Origin of the sequence: Maribacter algicola (assembly GCF_003933245.1) — a bacterium.
Lineage (GTDB): Bacteria > Bacteroidota > Bacteroidia > Flavobacteriales > Flavobacteriaceae > Maribacter > Maribacter algicola.
On record NZ_QUSX01000001.1, the window covers coordinates 168,918 to 183,936 of the forward strand.

Annotated in this window: 13 protein-coding genes and 2 tRNA genes; 7 read left to right on the top strand and 8 right to left on the bottom strand. The window is 40.8% G+C overall.

From position 1 onward, the window contains the following. The first annotated feature begins 30 nt into the window (after positions 1-30). On the top strand, positions 31-816 hold the full coding sequence (gene cdaA / locus DZC72_RS00680) for a diadenylate cyclase CdaA (RefSeq protein ID WP_125221018.1): 786 nt from the start codon (positions 31-33) through the stop codon (positions 814-816). Then, positions 816-1,592, top strand: a complete 777-nt coding sequence (locus DZC72_RS00685; protein WP_125221019.1) for a DUF3667 domain-containing protein — start codon at positions 816-818, stop codon at positions 1,590-1,592. Before cdaA ends, DZC72_RS00685 begins: the two co-directional genes overlap by 1 nt. 9 nt (positions 1,593-1,601) lie before the next feature. Here the strand turns inward: DZC72_RS00685 and DZC72_RS00690 are convergent, their stop codons facing one another. Next, positions 1,602-3,368 carry an ABC transporter ATP-binding protein gene (locus DZC72_RS00690; RefSeq protein ID WP_125221020.1) on the bottom strand — a complete coding sequence of 589 codons (1,767 nt, stop codon included), beginning with the start codon at positions 3,366-3,368 and terminating at the stop codon, positions 1,602-1,604. Beyond that, positions 3,358-4,110, bottom strand: a complete 753-nt coding sequence (gene truA, locus DZC72_RS00695; protein WP_125221021.1) for a tRNA pseudouridine(38-40) synthase TruA — start codon at positions 4,108-4,110, stop codon at positions 3,358-3,360. Before truA ends, DZC72_RS00690 begins: the two co-directional genes overlap by 11 nt. A 73-nt stretch (positions 4,111-4,183) precedes the next feature. On the opposite strand from truA, the gene DZC72_RS00700 reads away from it, so the two are divergent. Next, the gene (locus tag DZC72_RS00700; RefSeq protein WP_125221022.1) at positions 4,184-4,678 is read left to right on the top strand and encodes a metallophosphoesterase family protein; all 495 of its coding nucleotides are present in this window, start codon (positions 4,184-4,186) and stop codon (positions 4,676-4,678) included. A gap of 52 nt (positions 4,679-4,730) precedes the next feature. Here DZC72_RS00700 and DZC72_RS00705 read toward each other — a convergent pair whose 3' ends face one another. After that, positions 4,731-5,141 (bottom strand): DUF4293 domain-containing protein, encoded by a 411-nt coding sequence (locus tag DZC72_RS00705; protein WP_125221023.1) that lies wholly within the window; start codon positions 5,139-5,141, stop codon positions 4,731-4,733. A 202-nt stretch (positions 5,142-5,343) separates the two neighbouring features. Between DZC72_RS00705 and rho the strand changes: the two genes are divergently transcribed. Both rho and DZC72_RS00715 read left to right on the top strand, forming a co-directional pair. Continuing rightward, positions 5,344-6,951 (top strand): transcription termination factor Rho, encoded by a 1,608-nt coding sequence (rho, locus tag DZC72_RS00710; protein ID WP_125221024.1) that lies wholly within the window; start codon positions 5,344-5,346, stop codon positions 6,949-6,951. 123 nt (positions 6,952-7,074) lie between these two features. Then, complete coding sequence (locus DZC72_RS00715) at positions 7,075-7,713, top strand: hypothetical protein (RefSeq protein WP_125221025.1); 639 nt, start codon at positions 7,075-7,077, stop codon at positions 7,711-7,713. Positions 7,714-8,497: 784 nt separating this feature from the next. Here the strand turns inward: DZC72_RS00715 and rpsT are convergent. From rpsT to proS, 4 genes are all read right to left on the bottom strand, one after another. Further along, a complete protein-coding gene (gene rpsT / locus DZC72_RS00720; RefSeq protein ID WP_100869334.1) occupies positions 8,498-8,749 on the bottom strand; it encodes a 30S ribosomal protein S20 in 252 nt (83 codons plus the stop codon). 50 nt (positions 8,750-8,799) lie between these two features. Then, positions 8,800-8,871, bottom strand: a tRNA-Glu gene (locus tag DZC72_RS00725). Positions 8,872-8,909: 38 nt separating this feature from the next. Next, a tRNA-Glu gene (locus tag DZC72_RS00730) sits at positions 8,910-8,981 on the bottom strand. 80 nt (positions 8,982-9,061) lie between these two features. Continuing rightward, positions 9,062-10,537 (bottom strand): proline--tRNA ligase, encoded by a 1,476-nt coding sequence (proS, locus tag DZC72_RS00735; RefSeq protein ID WP_125221026.1) that lies wholly within the window; start codon positions 10,535-10,537, stop codon positions 9,062-9,064. Between the two features lie 95 nt (positions 10,538-10,632). Here proS and DZC72_RS17660 point away from each other — a divergent pair, with 95 nt between their 5' ends. Together DZC72_RS17660 and DZC72_RS00745 are read left to right on the top strand one after the other, a co-directional pair. Then, a complete protein-coding gene (locus DZC72_RS17660; RefSeq protein WP_165869243.1) occupies positions 10,633-11,961 on the top strand; it encodes a hypothetical protein in 1,329 nt (442 codons plus the stop codon). A gap of 28 nt (positions 11,962-11,989) precedes the next feature. Beyond that, positions 11,990-13,495, top strand: a complete 1,506-nt coding sequence (locus tag DZC72_RS00745) for an OmpP1/FadL family transporter (protein ID WP_125221027.1) — start codon at positions 11,990-11,992, stop codon at positions 13,493-13,495. 49 nt (positions 13,496-13,544) lie between these two features. Here DZC72_RS00745 and DZC72_RS00750 read toward each other — a convergent pair whose 3' ends face one another. After that, a complete protein-coding gene (locus tag DZC72_RS00750; RefSeq protein WP_125221028.1) occupies positions 13,545-15,002 on the bottom strand; it encodes a T9SS type B sorting domain-containing protein in 1,458 nt (485 codons plus the stop codon). Positions 15,003-15,019 lie beyond the last annotated feature (17 nt).

Sequence of the window (15,019 nt, forward strand, 5' to 3'; positions counted from 1 at the left end):
TTTTTGTTAATTTTACAGAAACGGCACTAGTTGGATTTTTTAAATTTTATCGATTTTAAGATTACGGATATCCTGGATATCGTATTGGTCGCCGTACTTCTATATTACATCTATAAATTGGTGCGCGGCTCTGCGGCCATCAATATTTTCATTGGTATCGTTATCGTTTGGGCTTTCTGGAAACTTACGGAGCTTTTGGGAATGCAAATGATCAGCAGCATTGTAGGGGCCTTTATGCAGGTGGGGCTTATTGCATTGATCATTGTATTTCAACAGGAAATACGAAAGTTCCTTCTTATGATAGGTTCCACCAATTTTGCCAACAAGCGCAACTTCGTAAAGCATTTTAAATTTCTAAAGCAGGAGGGCGATACTACGAGTATTGATGTGGAGGCCATCGTGAAGGCGTGTGAAAAGATGTCGTCCTCCAAAACCGGTGCCATTTTGGTCATAGAAAGGGGAAATTCACTCGATTTTATTAAAAGTACAGGGGACCGCATGAACATTGAGGTTACCCAGCCTATTATAGAAAGTATATTCTACAAAAACAGTCCGCTACACGATGGAGCTGCCGTAATCGTGGACAATTATATTGTGGCTACCCGGGTAATCTTACCTGTAACCAATGAACGCAGCATTCCATTACGATATGGCCTAAGGCATAGGGCGGCCATTGGCATAACCGAAAAAACGGATGCCCTTTGTTTGGTAGTAAGTGAAGAAACAGGACAAATATCCTATATTAAAAATGGAGAATTCATCTTGTTCGAATCCAATGCCCAATTGATAACTCTTTTAAAGAAAGACTTGGTGTAATGCAATGCAAGAATTGTGATAATACCTTGAGAACGGACTATTGTTATTGTCCGGATTGCGGAGCCAAAGTGATACGGAATAGGCTTACAGTTAAGAACCTTTGGTACGATGCAATAGAAAGGTACTTTAATGTGGACAACACCTTTTTAAGGACATTTATACATCTTTTTACAAAACCCGAGGCCGTTATTGTAGGATATGTAGAAGGAATAAGAAAAAAGTATCTAAACCCCATTAGTTATTTGGGGATTGCCATCACACTTTCTGGACTTCTTGTTTTTTTTATGCGGAAGAACAGTGGGCAGTTCGATATGGATATTTTAGGAACAGGCCAGTCCCAAGCTTGGCAAGGAAAGTTCTGGGACGTAATTCTGGACTACCAAGCAATTTTATTTGTGCTATATATACCGATGATGGCAATTGCCGGATGGCTGAATTTTCAGGCGAAAAAGTATAACTTCTCAGAAAGGATAGTCATATTCATGTATACCCTAGCACAATATTCCCTAGGAATTTTTATACCATCCTTTTTAATTTTGGTTTTCCTTCCTAGTTTCTACATGAAATTTAGTTTCATCGCAATTCTCTTTATGTATTTGTATTCGGCCTATGTTATTAAAAGGATTGCACGTGAAAAGGGAATTGAGTTATGGTCGAAAGTACTGATATTTTGGATGATCTTTACCTTCTTTTATTTGAGTCTTTCTATCTTGATCCCAATTGTTCTTTTATTAACGGGAACCATTCAGCTAGAAGATTTTAGGCCAGGTTCTTAACTTTTTTTGTTAAGCCACCTCCTCGGCCAAGAACTGAGCTTCGTAGAGGTTACGGTAATATCCGCCCTTTTTCAACAGTTCCTTATGAGTCCCCATTTCCACTATATTTCCGGCGTCCATCACAATGATTTTGTCCGCTTTTTTAATGGTCGCCAATCGATGTGCAATGACTATCGAAGTCCTGCCCTGGGTTATTTTTTCAGTTGCCTGTTGTATCAAACGTTCAGAATAGGTGTCTATGGAAGAAGTGGCCTCGTCCAACACCAATATACTTGGTTTGCTAACGTAGGCCCTTAGGAAGGCTATAAGCTGACGTTGTCCACTGGACAGCATGCTGCCGCGTTCTTTTACATTATATTCGTATCCGTTGGGCAGGCTGGCGATAAATTCGTCTACGCCAATGGCCTTGGCCGCGTCTTCAATGTCCTGTACAGATATTTGAGGGTTCTTAAGGGAAATATTGTTGGCTATGGTATCCGCGAATAAAAATACATCCTGAAGCACAATGGCAATATGCGATCTTAAAGAGGACAATTTATAATCTTTTATATCGATTCCATCCACCAAAATGGTACCACTATTGATTTCATAAAACCGATTCAATAAATTGATAATGGTAGATTTGCCAGCTCCCGTGGCCCCAACAATGGCGATGGTCTCACCAGCCATTACCTCAAAGGAAATCCCATGAAGGACCTCTTCATCGTCCAAATAGCCAAAACGAACGTTCTTAAATTCAATCGTGCCCTTTACCTCAGCCTTTTCAATCTTTCCATTGTCCTCAATGGAGCTATCGGTGTCCAAAATCTTGAATACCCTGTTGGCGGCCACCATGCCCATCTGTAAGGTATTAAACTTGTCCGCTATCTGCCTAAGGGGCCTGAACAACATATCTATAAGCATGATGAACGCAAAAACGGTACCTGCAACATCATTTGTGATATTGGCCACGTTCTGTAATGCTCCATACCAGACTACCAAACCAACCGCGATAGACGAAACAATTTCTGCGATTGGAAAAAATATGGAGTTATACCAGACCGTCTTTAACCAAGCATTCTGATGTTTTTCATTGATGTCCTTAAATTTCCTGTTCTCAATGGCCTCCCTAGTGAACAATTGAACGATTTTCATTCCCGTGATTCGCTCCTGTACAAAGGAATTTAAGTTGGAAACCTCTGCCCTGACTTCTGTAAATGCCACTTTCATGGCCTTCTGAAAAAGTCGTGTAGCATACAGAATCAAGGGAAGCAGGGAAAATACCAATACGGCCAACTTCCAATTGATGTATATCATGACCCCCGCAGCTACGAACATTTTCAGCAAATCGGCCACAATTACAAAAAAGCCCTGACTGAAAATTTCCCCTATCCTTTGCATATCCGCCACGGCCCTGGTAACCAAAACCCCCAAAGATGAGTTATCGAAATATTTCATCTTGAAGCCTAACATTTTTTGGAACAGATTGATTCGTATGTCCCTGATTACGGATTCACCCAACCAATTGGCGTAATAATTGAATAGAAGTTGGAAAATAACCTGACCCAATAAAACAACGAGCATTGCCATTGTGAGGTTAAACAATTTATCCGCATCACTGCCCTTAATGGCATCATCAATGATTTGCTTTAACAATATAGGGGTAAGAACGGCAAACACAGATAAGAGAATAGCCGAAAGGGCTACGCCAAAAAAGGTAATGTGGTATGGCCTAGTATACCTCATCAAGCGTTTAAAAAGATGTGTATCAAAGGCGTTACCGGTATTATCGCTCATTCTTAAAAATAGTATTGGGATAACTAATCGATTTCAAATATAGTCCTTTTGCCGGTACCGAAACACCGGCCTCTGACCGATCTCTACTTTTTAAGATAGCCTTAACATGGCTTGGTGGATATTTGCCCAACCCTACATCCAAAAGGGTTCCAACGATGGCCCTGACCATGTTTCGAAGGAAACGATCGGCCGTAATTTTAAAAATCAGTTTTCCTTCATCTGATACCCAGAGGGCGTTTCGAACTTCACAAAAATATGTTTTTACATCCGTCTTTGATTTGGAGAAACATTCAAAATCCTGCTTACCCAACAAAAATTTAGCTGCATGGTTCATCAAATCAATATCCAAAGGGAGCTTTACCAAATGGGCCGTGTCCTTAAAAAATGGATTCTTCTCCCTACAGACCCAGTATTCATATGATCTTTCAAGAGCATCGAACCTTGCATGGGCATCATTTTTTACGGGAAAAATATTTTGAACCGCAATATCATCCGGCAGAAAGGCATTGATCCTGTAAACGAGATTTTTGATGTCGCCAATTTTTTCATAGTCAAAATGACCGAACATTTCCGCGGCATGAACACCCGCATCCGTTCTTCCGGCTCCCACAATTTCAATATTTCTCCTCAGAAGTTTTGACACTACCCCTTCCAAAACTTCTTGCACGGTAATGGCGTTAGGTTGGTTTTGCCATCCATGGTACATCTTTCCAAAGTAGGAGAACTGAATAAAATATCTCAAAGGGATACATTAGTTTTGTGGGCAACAAAGATATTAAAACCAAAAATTAGCAGAATAGGCTTTTTATTGACAAATGACCAAAATCCTGTTGCTTTCCGATACACATTCCCACCTGGACAAAACTATCTTAAAATATGCATCAATGGCGGATGAAATTTGGCATGCAGGTGATATAGGCTCACTCGAGGTATCGGATTCGCTATCGTCCATAAAACCGCTAAGGGCCGTATTTGGCAACATTGATGACCATCAAATCCAAAAAGAATTCCCCTTGAACAATAGGTTTATGTGCGAAGACGTAGATGTTTGGATTACCCATATTGGTGGCTATCCCCCAAAATACAATGTCAACATACGGGAAGAAATCAAAAAAAATCCCCCAAAACTTTTTATTTGCGGGCACTCCCATATCCTCAAGGTGATGTGGGATAAGAATCTAGAAGTGCTGCACATGAATCCCGGAGCCTGCGGTAAACATGGTTTTCACCAAATTAGGACCATGCTTAGATTCTGTATAGATGGAAAGGAAATCAAGGATTTAGAAGTTATAGAGCTTGGCAAAAGATAAAAACCCGGGAACTACCCCGGGTTTTCGCACTAATACTACTAAGATGTTAGGTTCAACGCAAACGATCCACAGATTTTACAAGATCTTCATCCTTTTTGATCGCCCTATTGGCAAGGGCTAAAAAAACGATAGAAAATACAGGAATCAGCATCCCAATACCCTTCTCAGAAACCGTAGTTTCTCCGGATAGATTTAGGGACCGATAAACGAAAAGTCCTAGTAAAAAAAGATTTAATATCATGTTCAACCGGTTCAACACAAACTGGTTCTTTCTTTTCTTGTACAAAAACATAGCCCATAAGGCAAGTGTACCACTTATATAAAAGAGAACGGAAACCAAAATTTCATTGTTGGCATACACTTCTTGTCCTTTTGCGTCTGACCATAAGTTTACAAAGAATGGCAAAACACCTGATAAAAGTGCCACAATGATTAAATAAACGGTCTGAATTCTCTGAATCATCCTAAATGCTCTCCTTAAAAGCACAAAAATAAAGGTCTTTTTAAGAATTATCCATCAAATATTGAAAATAATTTGTAATATTGTAACGTTAATGATTTTAACACTTACCAAGGGAAACCTTTCCCCTCTTTATCCTTTTTAATTTAAGAGCCATAGCACTTCTTATCCTTATCAAAATACATACAACTTATTTATACACTTAATGTTTGAGATTTCAGATTTAAAATCAAAAAAGCTTCCTGAACTGCAGGAAATAGCCAAAGAACTAAACGTTCCTAAATTTAAGACCTTAAAAAAATTGGACTTGGTCTATCAAATTTTAGACCTACAGGCAGCAAATCCAAAAGTTGCCGCGTCAGTAGCACCTACGGAAACCGACAAACCAAAATCCAAAAAACCCAGAATTTCCAGAAATAAGGCAGAAAATAAGGAGGAAAATAAAACTGCCGTAAAAGCACCTGAAAAAACTGCTGCCGAGAGCATCGATTCCCCAAAATCCAATTCCAACGAACAGAGGATTCCAAAAACCCGTCCAAAAAGTAACGACAACGACACAAAACGGGAACATCAAAAAAATCCCGCACAGAGTAAGAACCAAAACAATCGAAAACAACCTAATACTCGCGGCAACAATCACGACAAGAGTAATTTTGACAAAGATTTAAAGAACCGGTACAAGGAACCTGAATATGAATTCGACAGTATTATTACAAGCGAAGGAGTATTGGACATCATGCAGGATGGGTATGGTTTTCTAAGATCTTCAGATTATAATTATTTATCCTCGCCTGACGATATCTATGTATCCCAATCCCAAATTAGATTATTTGGTTTAAAACCTGGGGATACTGTTTTAGGAAATGTAAGGCCACCAAAAGAAGGGGAAAAATATTTCCCCTTGATTAAAGTAAACAAAATTAATGGCATTGACCCCCAAGTGGTACGTGATAGGGTTTCCTTTGAGCATTTGACTCCATTGTTCCCCAAGGAAAAATTCAATCTGGCAGAAAAGCAGAGTACCATTTCCACTAGAATTATTGACTTATTCTCGCCCATTGGAAAAGGACAAAGGGGAATGATTGTTTCACAACCTAAAACGGGTAAAACGATGCTCTTGAAGGACATTGCCAACGGTATTGCGGCAAACCACCCAGAGGTATATCAAATAATCCTTCTGATCGACGAACGTCCAGAAGAGGTTACGGACATGCAACGCAATGTACGTGGAGAGGTCGTGGCCTCTACTTTTGACAAGGAGGCATCAGAACATGTAAGGGTAGCCAACATAGTTCTCGAAAAAGCAAAAAGATTGGTGGAATGTGGTCATGACGTAGTGATCCTATTAGATTCCATTACCAGATTGGCAAGGGCTTACAATACCGTGCAACCTGCCTCCGGAAAGGTGCTGAGCGGTGGTGTTGACGCCAATGCACTTCACAAACCAAAAAGATTCTTTGGAGCGGCACGTAATATTGAAAATGGAGGCTCCCTTTCAATCATTGCCACCGCACTTACGGAAACAGGCTCTAAAATGGACGAGGTTATCTTCGAAGAATTCAAAGGAACAGGTAACATGGAACTTCAATTGGACCGTAAAATCGCAAATAGAAGAATATTCCCTGCTATAGACCTCACCTCTTCCAGCACAAGACGTGATGATCTTTTATTGGACGAAAACACCCTGCAACGCATGTGGATAATGCGCAAATACCTTGCGGACATGAACCCAGTTGAAGCCATGGAGTTCATTGAGCAACGCTTTAAGCAAACCAAGAACAACGAAGAGTTTCTAATGACTATGAATCAGTAGTCTTGAACCAAATTTCCTAAAACTCCAATGGCCTGCCATTGGAGTTTTTTTATGCCCTAATCGAAATAAAACCCTATCTTTAGTAAAGTTTCCCCAAAACTAAATAACCAAAAATCTGAACTTATGAATAACACTTGTAAATACCTACTTCTCGTAGTTTTGGTAACTCTATTTTCTGCCTGTCAAGATGGTTCCAAAAAAGAAACTCAAGACCAAAAACCTATTGAAATTACTTATGAAGCTCCCAAACAGATTATTTCACTGGAAGAGGCCGACTCCCTTTATGTCAACTACCAAAAAAGAAGAGCTTCAATTATAGTGAAGACCGAGATGGAATCCCATCCTGAAGGAAAACCATTTGTACCCACCCAATTTGTTTCTTTTGATATTAAAGTGCTTAAAGAGTATATCGGTTATGTAGAACAAGAAGCGAAAAAAGGGGGGACTACGGCCGATAGTCTACGTATCTATTTTGGAAATTATGGGAATATCAGTAAGAAATATCCAAAGAAAAATACAGTATTCTTATTACCGACCGCAGCAGTGAATAAAGATTATGGAGGAATATTTATTGATAGCGAAGGTAAGGCCAAGTTAGTTCGAGATTGGGTAAACGAACAACTAGATGAAGGTTTTAAAGGAAATCAAAGGTCTGAGGCCTCAATCCTACCTAGTTTTTCATCTGCTTCCTCTTTACAAGGGGGCAAAAGTTTGACACTCAATTTTGGTCAAGGCGGACCTCCACCTAAAACGGATTTCTAAAAAATCGTGCCTCATGACTTCGTGGACTTTTATCAAAGAAAACTATTTCATGATAGGATATGCAATTACCTTGTTTGTGTCATTGGCCACTTATAGAAAGTATTATGATACCGCCCTGAAATACTTTCCAATAATAATTGCATATACCTTATTCAATGAAATTTTAGGTTACTTAGTAAGAAATTATAATGAAATATCTTTTTTTCAAAACCTTAAATACAGCAATTTTAACGACATAATATATAATATTTATGCGGTAATATTCTTCGGGTTTTTTTTTCGAGTCTATTGGGGACTTATTGATAATCCCAAATACAGAAAGTGGATTATGAAGGTTGCCACAGTAACAATATTGGCGTATTTATTAAGCTTGTTATTTCAAAACCCACTAGACACTAATCTATACTATGCCATTGCAATAGGGTCTTGGTCGTTAATTTTTTGCATTATTTTATATTTTAGAAATAAAATGGATTTAAACCAAAAAATCTACCAACCCTATAATCTAATGTTTTGGGTAAGTTTGGCACTACTGAGCTTTTATATCATATTTCCATTTCTCTACATTATTGGCTATACAGCTTACGAAATATGGGTTGAGTATGAACTTAGAGCAGTACTAAGATTACTTATTGCCATAATGTATAGTATCTTAATAGTTGGATTCATAAAGGCGAGGAGAAAAGCTTTCAGTTAGAATTGAAATCAATCCATATTCTGCAAAATTCTGAAAAACAAAAAAGCCTCCTTTTTGGGAGGCTTTTTCTAATATTTTCAAATGTGCTTACAAAGCAGCTACGTGTTTCGCCAATTTACTCTTTAAGTTGGCCGCCTTATTGCTATGGATGATGTTTCGTTTTGCCAAACGATCAATCATACTTACCACACTAGGCAACAAAGCCTCGGCATCCTTTTTGTTCTCCTCCGTACGTAATTTCTTGATTGCATTACGCGTGGTTTTGTGCTGATACCTATTACGTAAACGCACCGCTTCGTTCCTTCTAATTCTCTTTAATGCCGACTTATGGTTTGCCATCTTTTAACTAATTATATTTTTATTGGACTGTAACATCCATTTAATTCTAGTAGCCCGTAGGGGAATCGAACCCCTGTTACCAGGATGAAAACCTGGCGTCCTAACCCCTAGACGAACGGGCCATTAAGCTTATTCGGAACAAAGGTTCCCATATTTTCAGTAGCCCGTAGGGGAATCGAACCCCTGTTACCAGGATGAAAACCTGGCGTCCTAACCCCTAGACGAACGGGCCATTACTTTACGTAATTGCGGATGCAAAAATACAATTATTTTTTACTATCACAACTCCCATATATTATTTTTTAAAATCTTTTAATAGGCCTTGGCGAACAACACTCTTTTTGAAGATGGTTTTCCTGTCAAAATACAACTACCAACCTCATCCTTAGCATCTAATGGTATACATCGAATTGTTGCTTTGGTTTCCTCCTTTATGCGATCCTCCGTTTCTGCTGTTCCATCCCAATGAGCGGATATAAACCCTCCTTTGGTATCCAGAACCTCTTTGAATTCCGAGTACGTTTCTACTTGGGTAATGTGGTTTTCCCTATACTCAAAGGCCTTCTTGTATATTGACTTTTGAATGTCGTCCAATAAGAACTCTATTTTATCTACAATTTCATTGGCGGGAACCGTACTTTTTTCAAGCGTATCCCTTCTGGCAACCTCATAGGTGCCATTCGCCAAATCACGCTGCCCTATAGCCAATCTAACAGGTACACCTTTCAATTCATATTCGTTGAACTTAAAACCAGGTTTTTGCGTATCGCGATCATCATACTTCACGGAGATACCCTTTGATCTTAATTCCTTGACCAAAGGCCCTACTTTTTCGGAGATTTCATCCAATTGTTCCAATCCTTTGTAAATAGGAACGATTACCACTTGGATAGGAGCTAGTTTTGGTGGTAATACGAGGCCATTATCATCGGAGTGTGTCATAATCAACGCACCCATCAATCGTGTGGAAACCCCCCAAGAGGTGGCCCAAACATATTCCTTTCCTCCCTCTTTACTTGCAAATTTTACATCAAATGCCTTTGCGAAATTTTGCCCAAGAAAATGCGACGTTCCTGCCTGCAAAGCCTTTCCATCCTGCATCAATGCCTCTATACAATAGGTTTCCAAGGCTCCCGCGAATCGTTCACTAGGTGTTTTAACACCTTTTATAACGGGAACCGCCATATGTTCCTCCGCGAATTCGGCGTAAATGTTCATCATTTGGACAGCCTCTTCAATTGCCTCTTTTTCCGTGGCATGTGCCGTGTGTCCCTCCTGCCATAAAAATTCCGCCGTTCTAAGAAAAAGTCGCGTACGCATTTCCCATCGGACAACGTTGGCCCACTGGTTTATCAACAAGGGTAAATCCCTATAGGATTGAATCCATTTTCTATAAGTATCCCAGATAATGGTTTCAGAGGTGGGCCTAACAATCAATTCCTCTTCCAATTTAGCATCCGGATCCACGATAATACCACTTCCATCCTCCGCATTCTTCAACCTGTAGTGTGTTACAACGGCACATTCCTTGGCAAATCCCGCGACATGACTTGCTTCCTTGCTCAAATACGATTTAGGAATAAAAAGAGGAAAATAGGCATTCTCATGCCCCGTATCCTTAAACATTTTATCGAGACCGGCCTGCATTTTTTCCCAGATGGCATAACCATACGGTTTTATGACCATGCACCCTCTAACACCGGAATTTTCGGCCAAATCAGCCTTAACCACCAATTCATTATACCATTTGGAATAGTCCTCGCTTCTAGAAGTCAAATTTTTACCCATTGTTCGGAGTTTGGCACAAAACTTGTGCTTATTAAAGAAAATAATGCGGTAAAACTAGTTATTTTTACTATGTTCAACAATATAATTTTAGAACGATGATATATTCCACATCCCACACCAAATATTTATATGGCCTGATGGTCGCTTCACTGGCACTGCTAGTGGTTTCCTGTGGTTCATACCAACAAGCTTCGTATTACGACAACGACGGAATCTATGCCGATGATGCACCTAGAACCGTGGAACGTAGGCCGGACAGGCAGTACAATCCTACAACACGGGTAGAAGAGTCTGATACCTTTACGGACTATTTTGGACAAAAAGCAGATCAATATGACCAGATATTGGATAGTGAAATATTCACGGATGTGGATTCCTATTCCAGTAACGACCTTAACGATAGCATCCCGCAAGATCAATTGACCGATTATTACGATAGCCCAAACGACTACCAAGGTTTTGGAGGTTGGGGCGATAACGGTCAAAACGTTGTTATAAATGTTTATGATAATGGCTGGTACAATTTTGGCTGGGGTGGCTTCGGTTGGGGCTGGAACGATCCTTGGCTATGGAACAATTGGGGCTGGGGAGGCGGCTTCGGCTGGGGCTGGAACAATTGGGGCTGGAATAGATGGAACCGTTGGGGCTGGAACAACCCTTGGGGTTGGAACAACTGGGGCTGGGGAGGCTACGGTTGGGGCTGGAACAACTGGGGTTGGAATGGATGGAACCGTTGGGGCTGGGCCGGCAATTGGGGCTGGGGAGGTTACTATGGTAATGGTTTCAATAGAAATTTCCGTAGGGACTATGCATTCTCCAACAACCGCACAAGACGTGGTTACTACAATACCGTCACTAATGGCTCAACCGCCTTACGCGGCAGGTCAAACGTAAATACCAGGGGCACCTCACCTAGGTATAGGACTTCTGATTCAAGGGCCGTATCCGCTAGGAGTTCTTCCAATACAAGGAGTAGCTCCCTAAATAGAAGAACCGTAAGCGTAGACCAAAATAGGGCCTATAGAACTAATAGGAGCACACGGGCCACACCACGATACTATAGCAATTCCCGAAGCAATGGATACTCTAGTGGAACCGCAAAATCCTCATCCACATATAATAGAAGCGGCATGACAGGCAGAACCAGTAGGGCCGTTACACCAAGAACGTCCACCTATAGGGGGTCTAGCTCTGGAAGAAGTAGTTCTTCTTATGGAGGCTCCAGAAGCATGGGTACCAGCAGAGGCTACAATTCCAGTGGTAGTTATAGCTCAGGAAGGAGCAGTTCCGGAGGCAATTATAGTTCTGGTAGAAGTAGCTCTGGTGGTAGTTACAGAAGTTCGGGTGGCGGAGGTTCTTCAAGATCTTCAGGTGGAGGTAGGTCTTCTGGAGGAGGTAGGTCTTCAGGCGGTCGCAGCAACTAATAACTATTATTTTTAAAAAATTGCAATAATGAAAAGAATATTCACTTTCATAACACTATCCCTTTGTCTAATGGGAAGTGCACAGAATATAAACGATGTACTTCGCTACGGACAGGAAGAACTTCCTGGAACAGCAAGATTCCAAGCTATGGGTGGCGCCTTTGGGGCACTGGGCGGAGACATGTCTGCCATTAATATAAACCCCGCAGGTTCGGCAGTTTTCAATAATAGCTTAATGACCCTCTCCGGCACCCACTTTAGGAGGGAAAACGACGCCAATTATTTTGGTACTTCCGTGAATTCAAATCGAAATGAAATTGACTTGAACCAAATAGGTGGAGCTTTTGTCTTTAATAACACGGACAAAGATTCCGATTGGAAAAAGTTTTCCTTGGCCTTTAATTACGATATGGCCCAAAGCTTTGAAAATGAAGTGTTCATTTCTGGAAATAGCAATCAGGGAATCGACAACTATTTTTTAAATTTTGCCCAGGGAGTGCCCTTTGGCTCTATTTTGATTCAAGAGGGTGAGTTTATAGAAGATGCTTACTTGGATATTGGTGCGGCCCAAGGTTTTCGCAACCAACAGGCATTCCTAGGATATTACGGAGGGATTTTAGATCCCGAAAGTCCAGATGACGACACCACCAATTACATTAGCAATACAGGTTACTCATCCGTCAACCAAGAGTTTTTAAAAACTACAACAGGATACAACAGCAAGTTTACGGTGAATGCCGCCAGTCAATTTAGGGATAATCTTTACCTAGGGGCTTCCTTAAATTTTCACAATGTTATTTACGACCAGTTGACCCAGTTTACTGAAAATGGTTACAACACGGATTCCCCAATACAGAATACATCATTTGATAACTTATTAAGTACGGAAGGAAATGGATTTTCCTTTAGTTTAGGAGCTATTGCCAAATTGAACGAGCTTGTTCGTTTGGGCGCTAGTTATCAATCGCCAACTTGGTACCGACTTACAGATGATTTCTCACAAAGAATAAATTCCGATTTGGCCGATGATGACATCAACTTTATAGATTTTAATATCGTAAACCTATTCGATAGATATACAGTTAAGACCCCGGCAAGGTTAAATGGTAGTATGGCCTTGGTCTTTGGGAAAAACGGATTGTTAAGTTTGGATTACGGATATCAGGATTTTTCACAATCCGAGTTAAGACCCACCAATGACAGTAATTTTCAAACCGTGAACAACCAAATTACAAATGAGTTGGGCGGTGTATCCACTTTAAGATTGGGGGGCGAATATCGCGTGGGAATGGTGAGCCTCCGAGGAGGTTACAGATTTGAACAAAGTCCTTATGTCAATGGTGTTACTATGGACGACCTAAATGGTTATTCTGCAGGAATAGGGTTCAATTTTGGCGGCAGCCGCTTAGATTTGGCACTTAGTAGAACTACTCGGGATATGAACGAAAATCTGTTTGACACAGGCTTGGATACCCCAGCAATGATAACGAGGACAAACACCAATGCTACATTGAGCTATACTCTGAACTTTTAAGTAGTATACATATATAATTGAAAAAGGACCGCATATTTCGGTCCTTTTTTTATCTCTTTAAAGTAAAGTGCGATTGTCTGGTTTTGGCCACTAGCAACCCTCCGTCATCCTCTTGGTACTCAAACCGAAACCAATAATCCGTTGATGGCATGGGTCTTCCATTATAGGTACCGTCCCAACCTTCAACAGCGCCCAGCTGTTTCAATAGCTTTCCATATCTATCAAATATATAAACGATAGGGTTCGATAAAGTCTCTATTCCCTTTATGTTCCATTCGTCATTGATAGTGTCACCATTGGGCGTAAAGAACTTGGGATAACCAACCACTAAAAACTCAACAGGTTCTGTAATGCCACAACCATTTTTATCGTTGATTACAACGGTATTGATACCCGGCGGAATATCCAGGAAAACGGGATCATCCTGAAAAGACCCTCCATTGATGGCATACTCGTAATCACCATCTCCATCAACAAATATCTCCACGTTGTTGGCATCAGGGTCAACGGACAAATTGGTTTCTAAAACCTCTACCCTATCCAAAATTGGAATGCCGTAGAAGGTTATCAGAATACCCCCTAAATCAGCTACAGTTGGTGGAGTTCCAGATGCGGTGGTTATCGAAGCGAAATATCGCCCGGAATTTGGACTGGTAACCACCAATTCGGCCCCAAAAGGACCTGAGCCGGCCAAGGTACCATCAACCGTACCATCGTCGTCGTAATCTACCGTCCATTCAACATTTGCAATATCGGAACCTGCCGGAGAATTCAAGGCACTCAACACGATATCCGGATCACCCTCACAAGCTATAATATCCAAACCTAAAAATTCATCCCTTAGGGTACAATCCAAGGCCGTATTTTGATTTTCATTTACTGAATTCCCCGTAAAGGTTAACATGAAAGGCTCTGGGTCCCCGTCAAAGTTGGTATTGAAATTATTGATTAAGATATAGTAGATTTCCCCGGGTTGTACATCCAACCATTCATCATAGGTATTTTGGCTTCCCACCAAAAAGGGTGCTCCTTCCTGACCGTTCTCTGGATTCACACCAATTCCGGTGAAATTGGTATTATTTACCTCATAATTACATCGTATGGGCTCCGAGGTTCCGTCTCCAATAATGGAACAAAAATTTTGACCACTCAATTCGTCATAGGGACCGTAAACGGCAAAATCCCACTCTGCGGTTGGGGTTGTATTTCCACCGGAAGGCAAAGCTTCTATATCAAAACCGACCTGACCACCGGTTCCGGCCCTAAATACAAACCAGGAGGTATTGTTCTCTATGTTGGCGGAACTTACGCTTCCTTTTTCCAAACATCCCGTTTGCCGGATAACTTCCGGATCAAAATCATCGATATCGCCACCACCATCGGCCAAGCCCATAATAGGAGCATCGGCACAAACAGGAATGGCTGTTCTACAGTCAGGAGAGTTCTGCGCGTTGACATCCCAATAAAACAGGAGCAATAAACAGGTTACAAACAGAAGTGTTCGCATATTTCAATGGGGCTAGT

What these genes read in the sequence shown, in the direction of transcription:
- DZC72_RS00700 (WP_125221022.1), top strand. Translation starts at nt 4,184, where the DNA reads ATGACCAAAATCCTGTTGCTTTCCGATACACATTCCCACCTGGACAAA.
- DZC72_RS00745 (WP_125221027.1), top strand. Translation starts at nt 11,990, where the DNA reads ATGAAAAGAATATTCACTTTCATAACACTATCCCTTTGTCTAATGGGA.
- DZC72_RS17660 (WP_165869243.1), top strand. Translation starts at nt 10,633, where the DNA reads ATGATATATTCCACATCCCACACCAAATATTTATATGGCCTGATGGTC.
- DZC72_RS00685 (WP_125221019.1), top strand. Translation starts at nt 816, where the DNA reads ATGCAATGCAAGAATTGTGATAATACCTTGAGAACGGACTATTGTTAT.
- DZC72_RS00750 (WP_125221028.1), bottom strand. Translation starts at nt 15,002, where the DNA reads ATGCGAACACTTCTGTTTGTAACCTGTTTATTGCTCCTGTTTTATTGG.
- proS (WP_125221026.1), bottom strand. Translation starts at nt 10,537, where the DNA reads ATGGGTAAAAATTTGACTTCTAGAAGCGAGGACTATTCCAAATGGTAT.
- DZC72_RS00690 (WP_125221020.1), bottom strand. Translation starts at nt 3,368, where the DNA reads ATGAGCGATAATACCGGTAACGCCTTTGATACACATCTTTTTAAACGC.
- DZC72_RS00705 (WP_125221023.1), bottom strand. Translation starts at nt 5,141, where the DNA reads ATGATTCAGAGAATTCAGACCGTTTATTTAATCATTGTGGCACTTTTA.
- rpsT (WP_100869334.1), bottom strand. Translation starts at nt 8,749, where the DNA reads ATGGCAAACCATAAGTCGGCATTAAAGAGAATTAGAAGGAACGAAGCG.
- DZC72_RS00715 (WP_125221025.1), top strand. Translation starts at nt 7,075, where the DNA reads ATGAATAACACTTGTAAATACCTACTTCTCGTAGTTTTGGTAACTCTA.
- rho (WP_125221024.1), top strand. Translation starts at nt 5,344, where the DNA reads ATGTTTGAGATTTCAGATTTAAAATCAAAAAAGCTTCCTGAACTGCAG.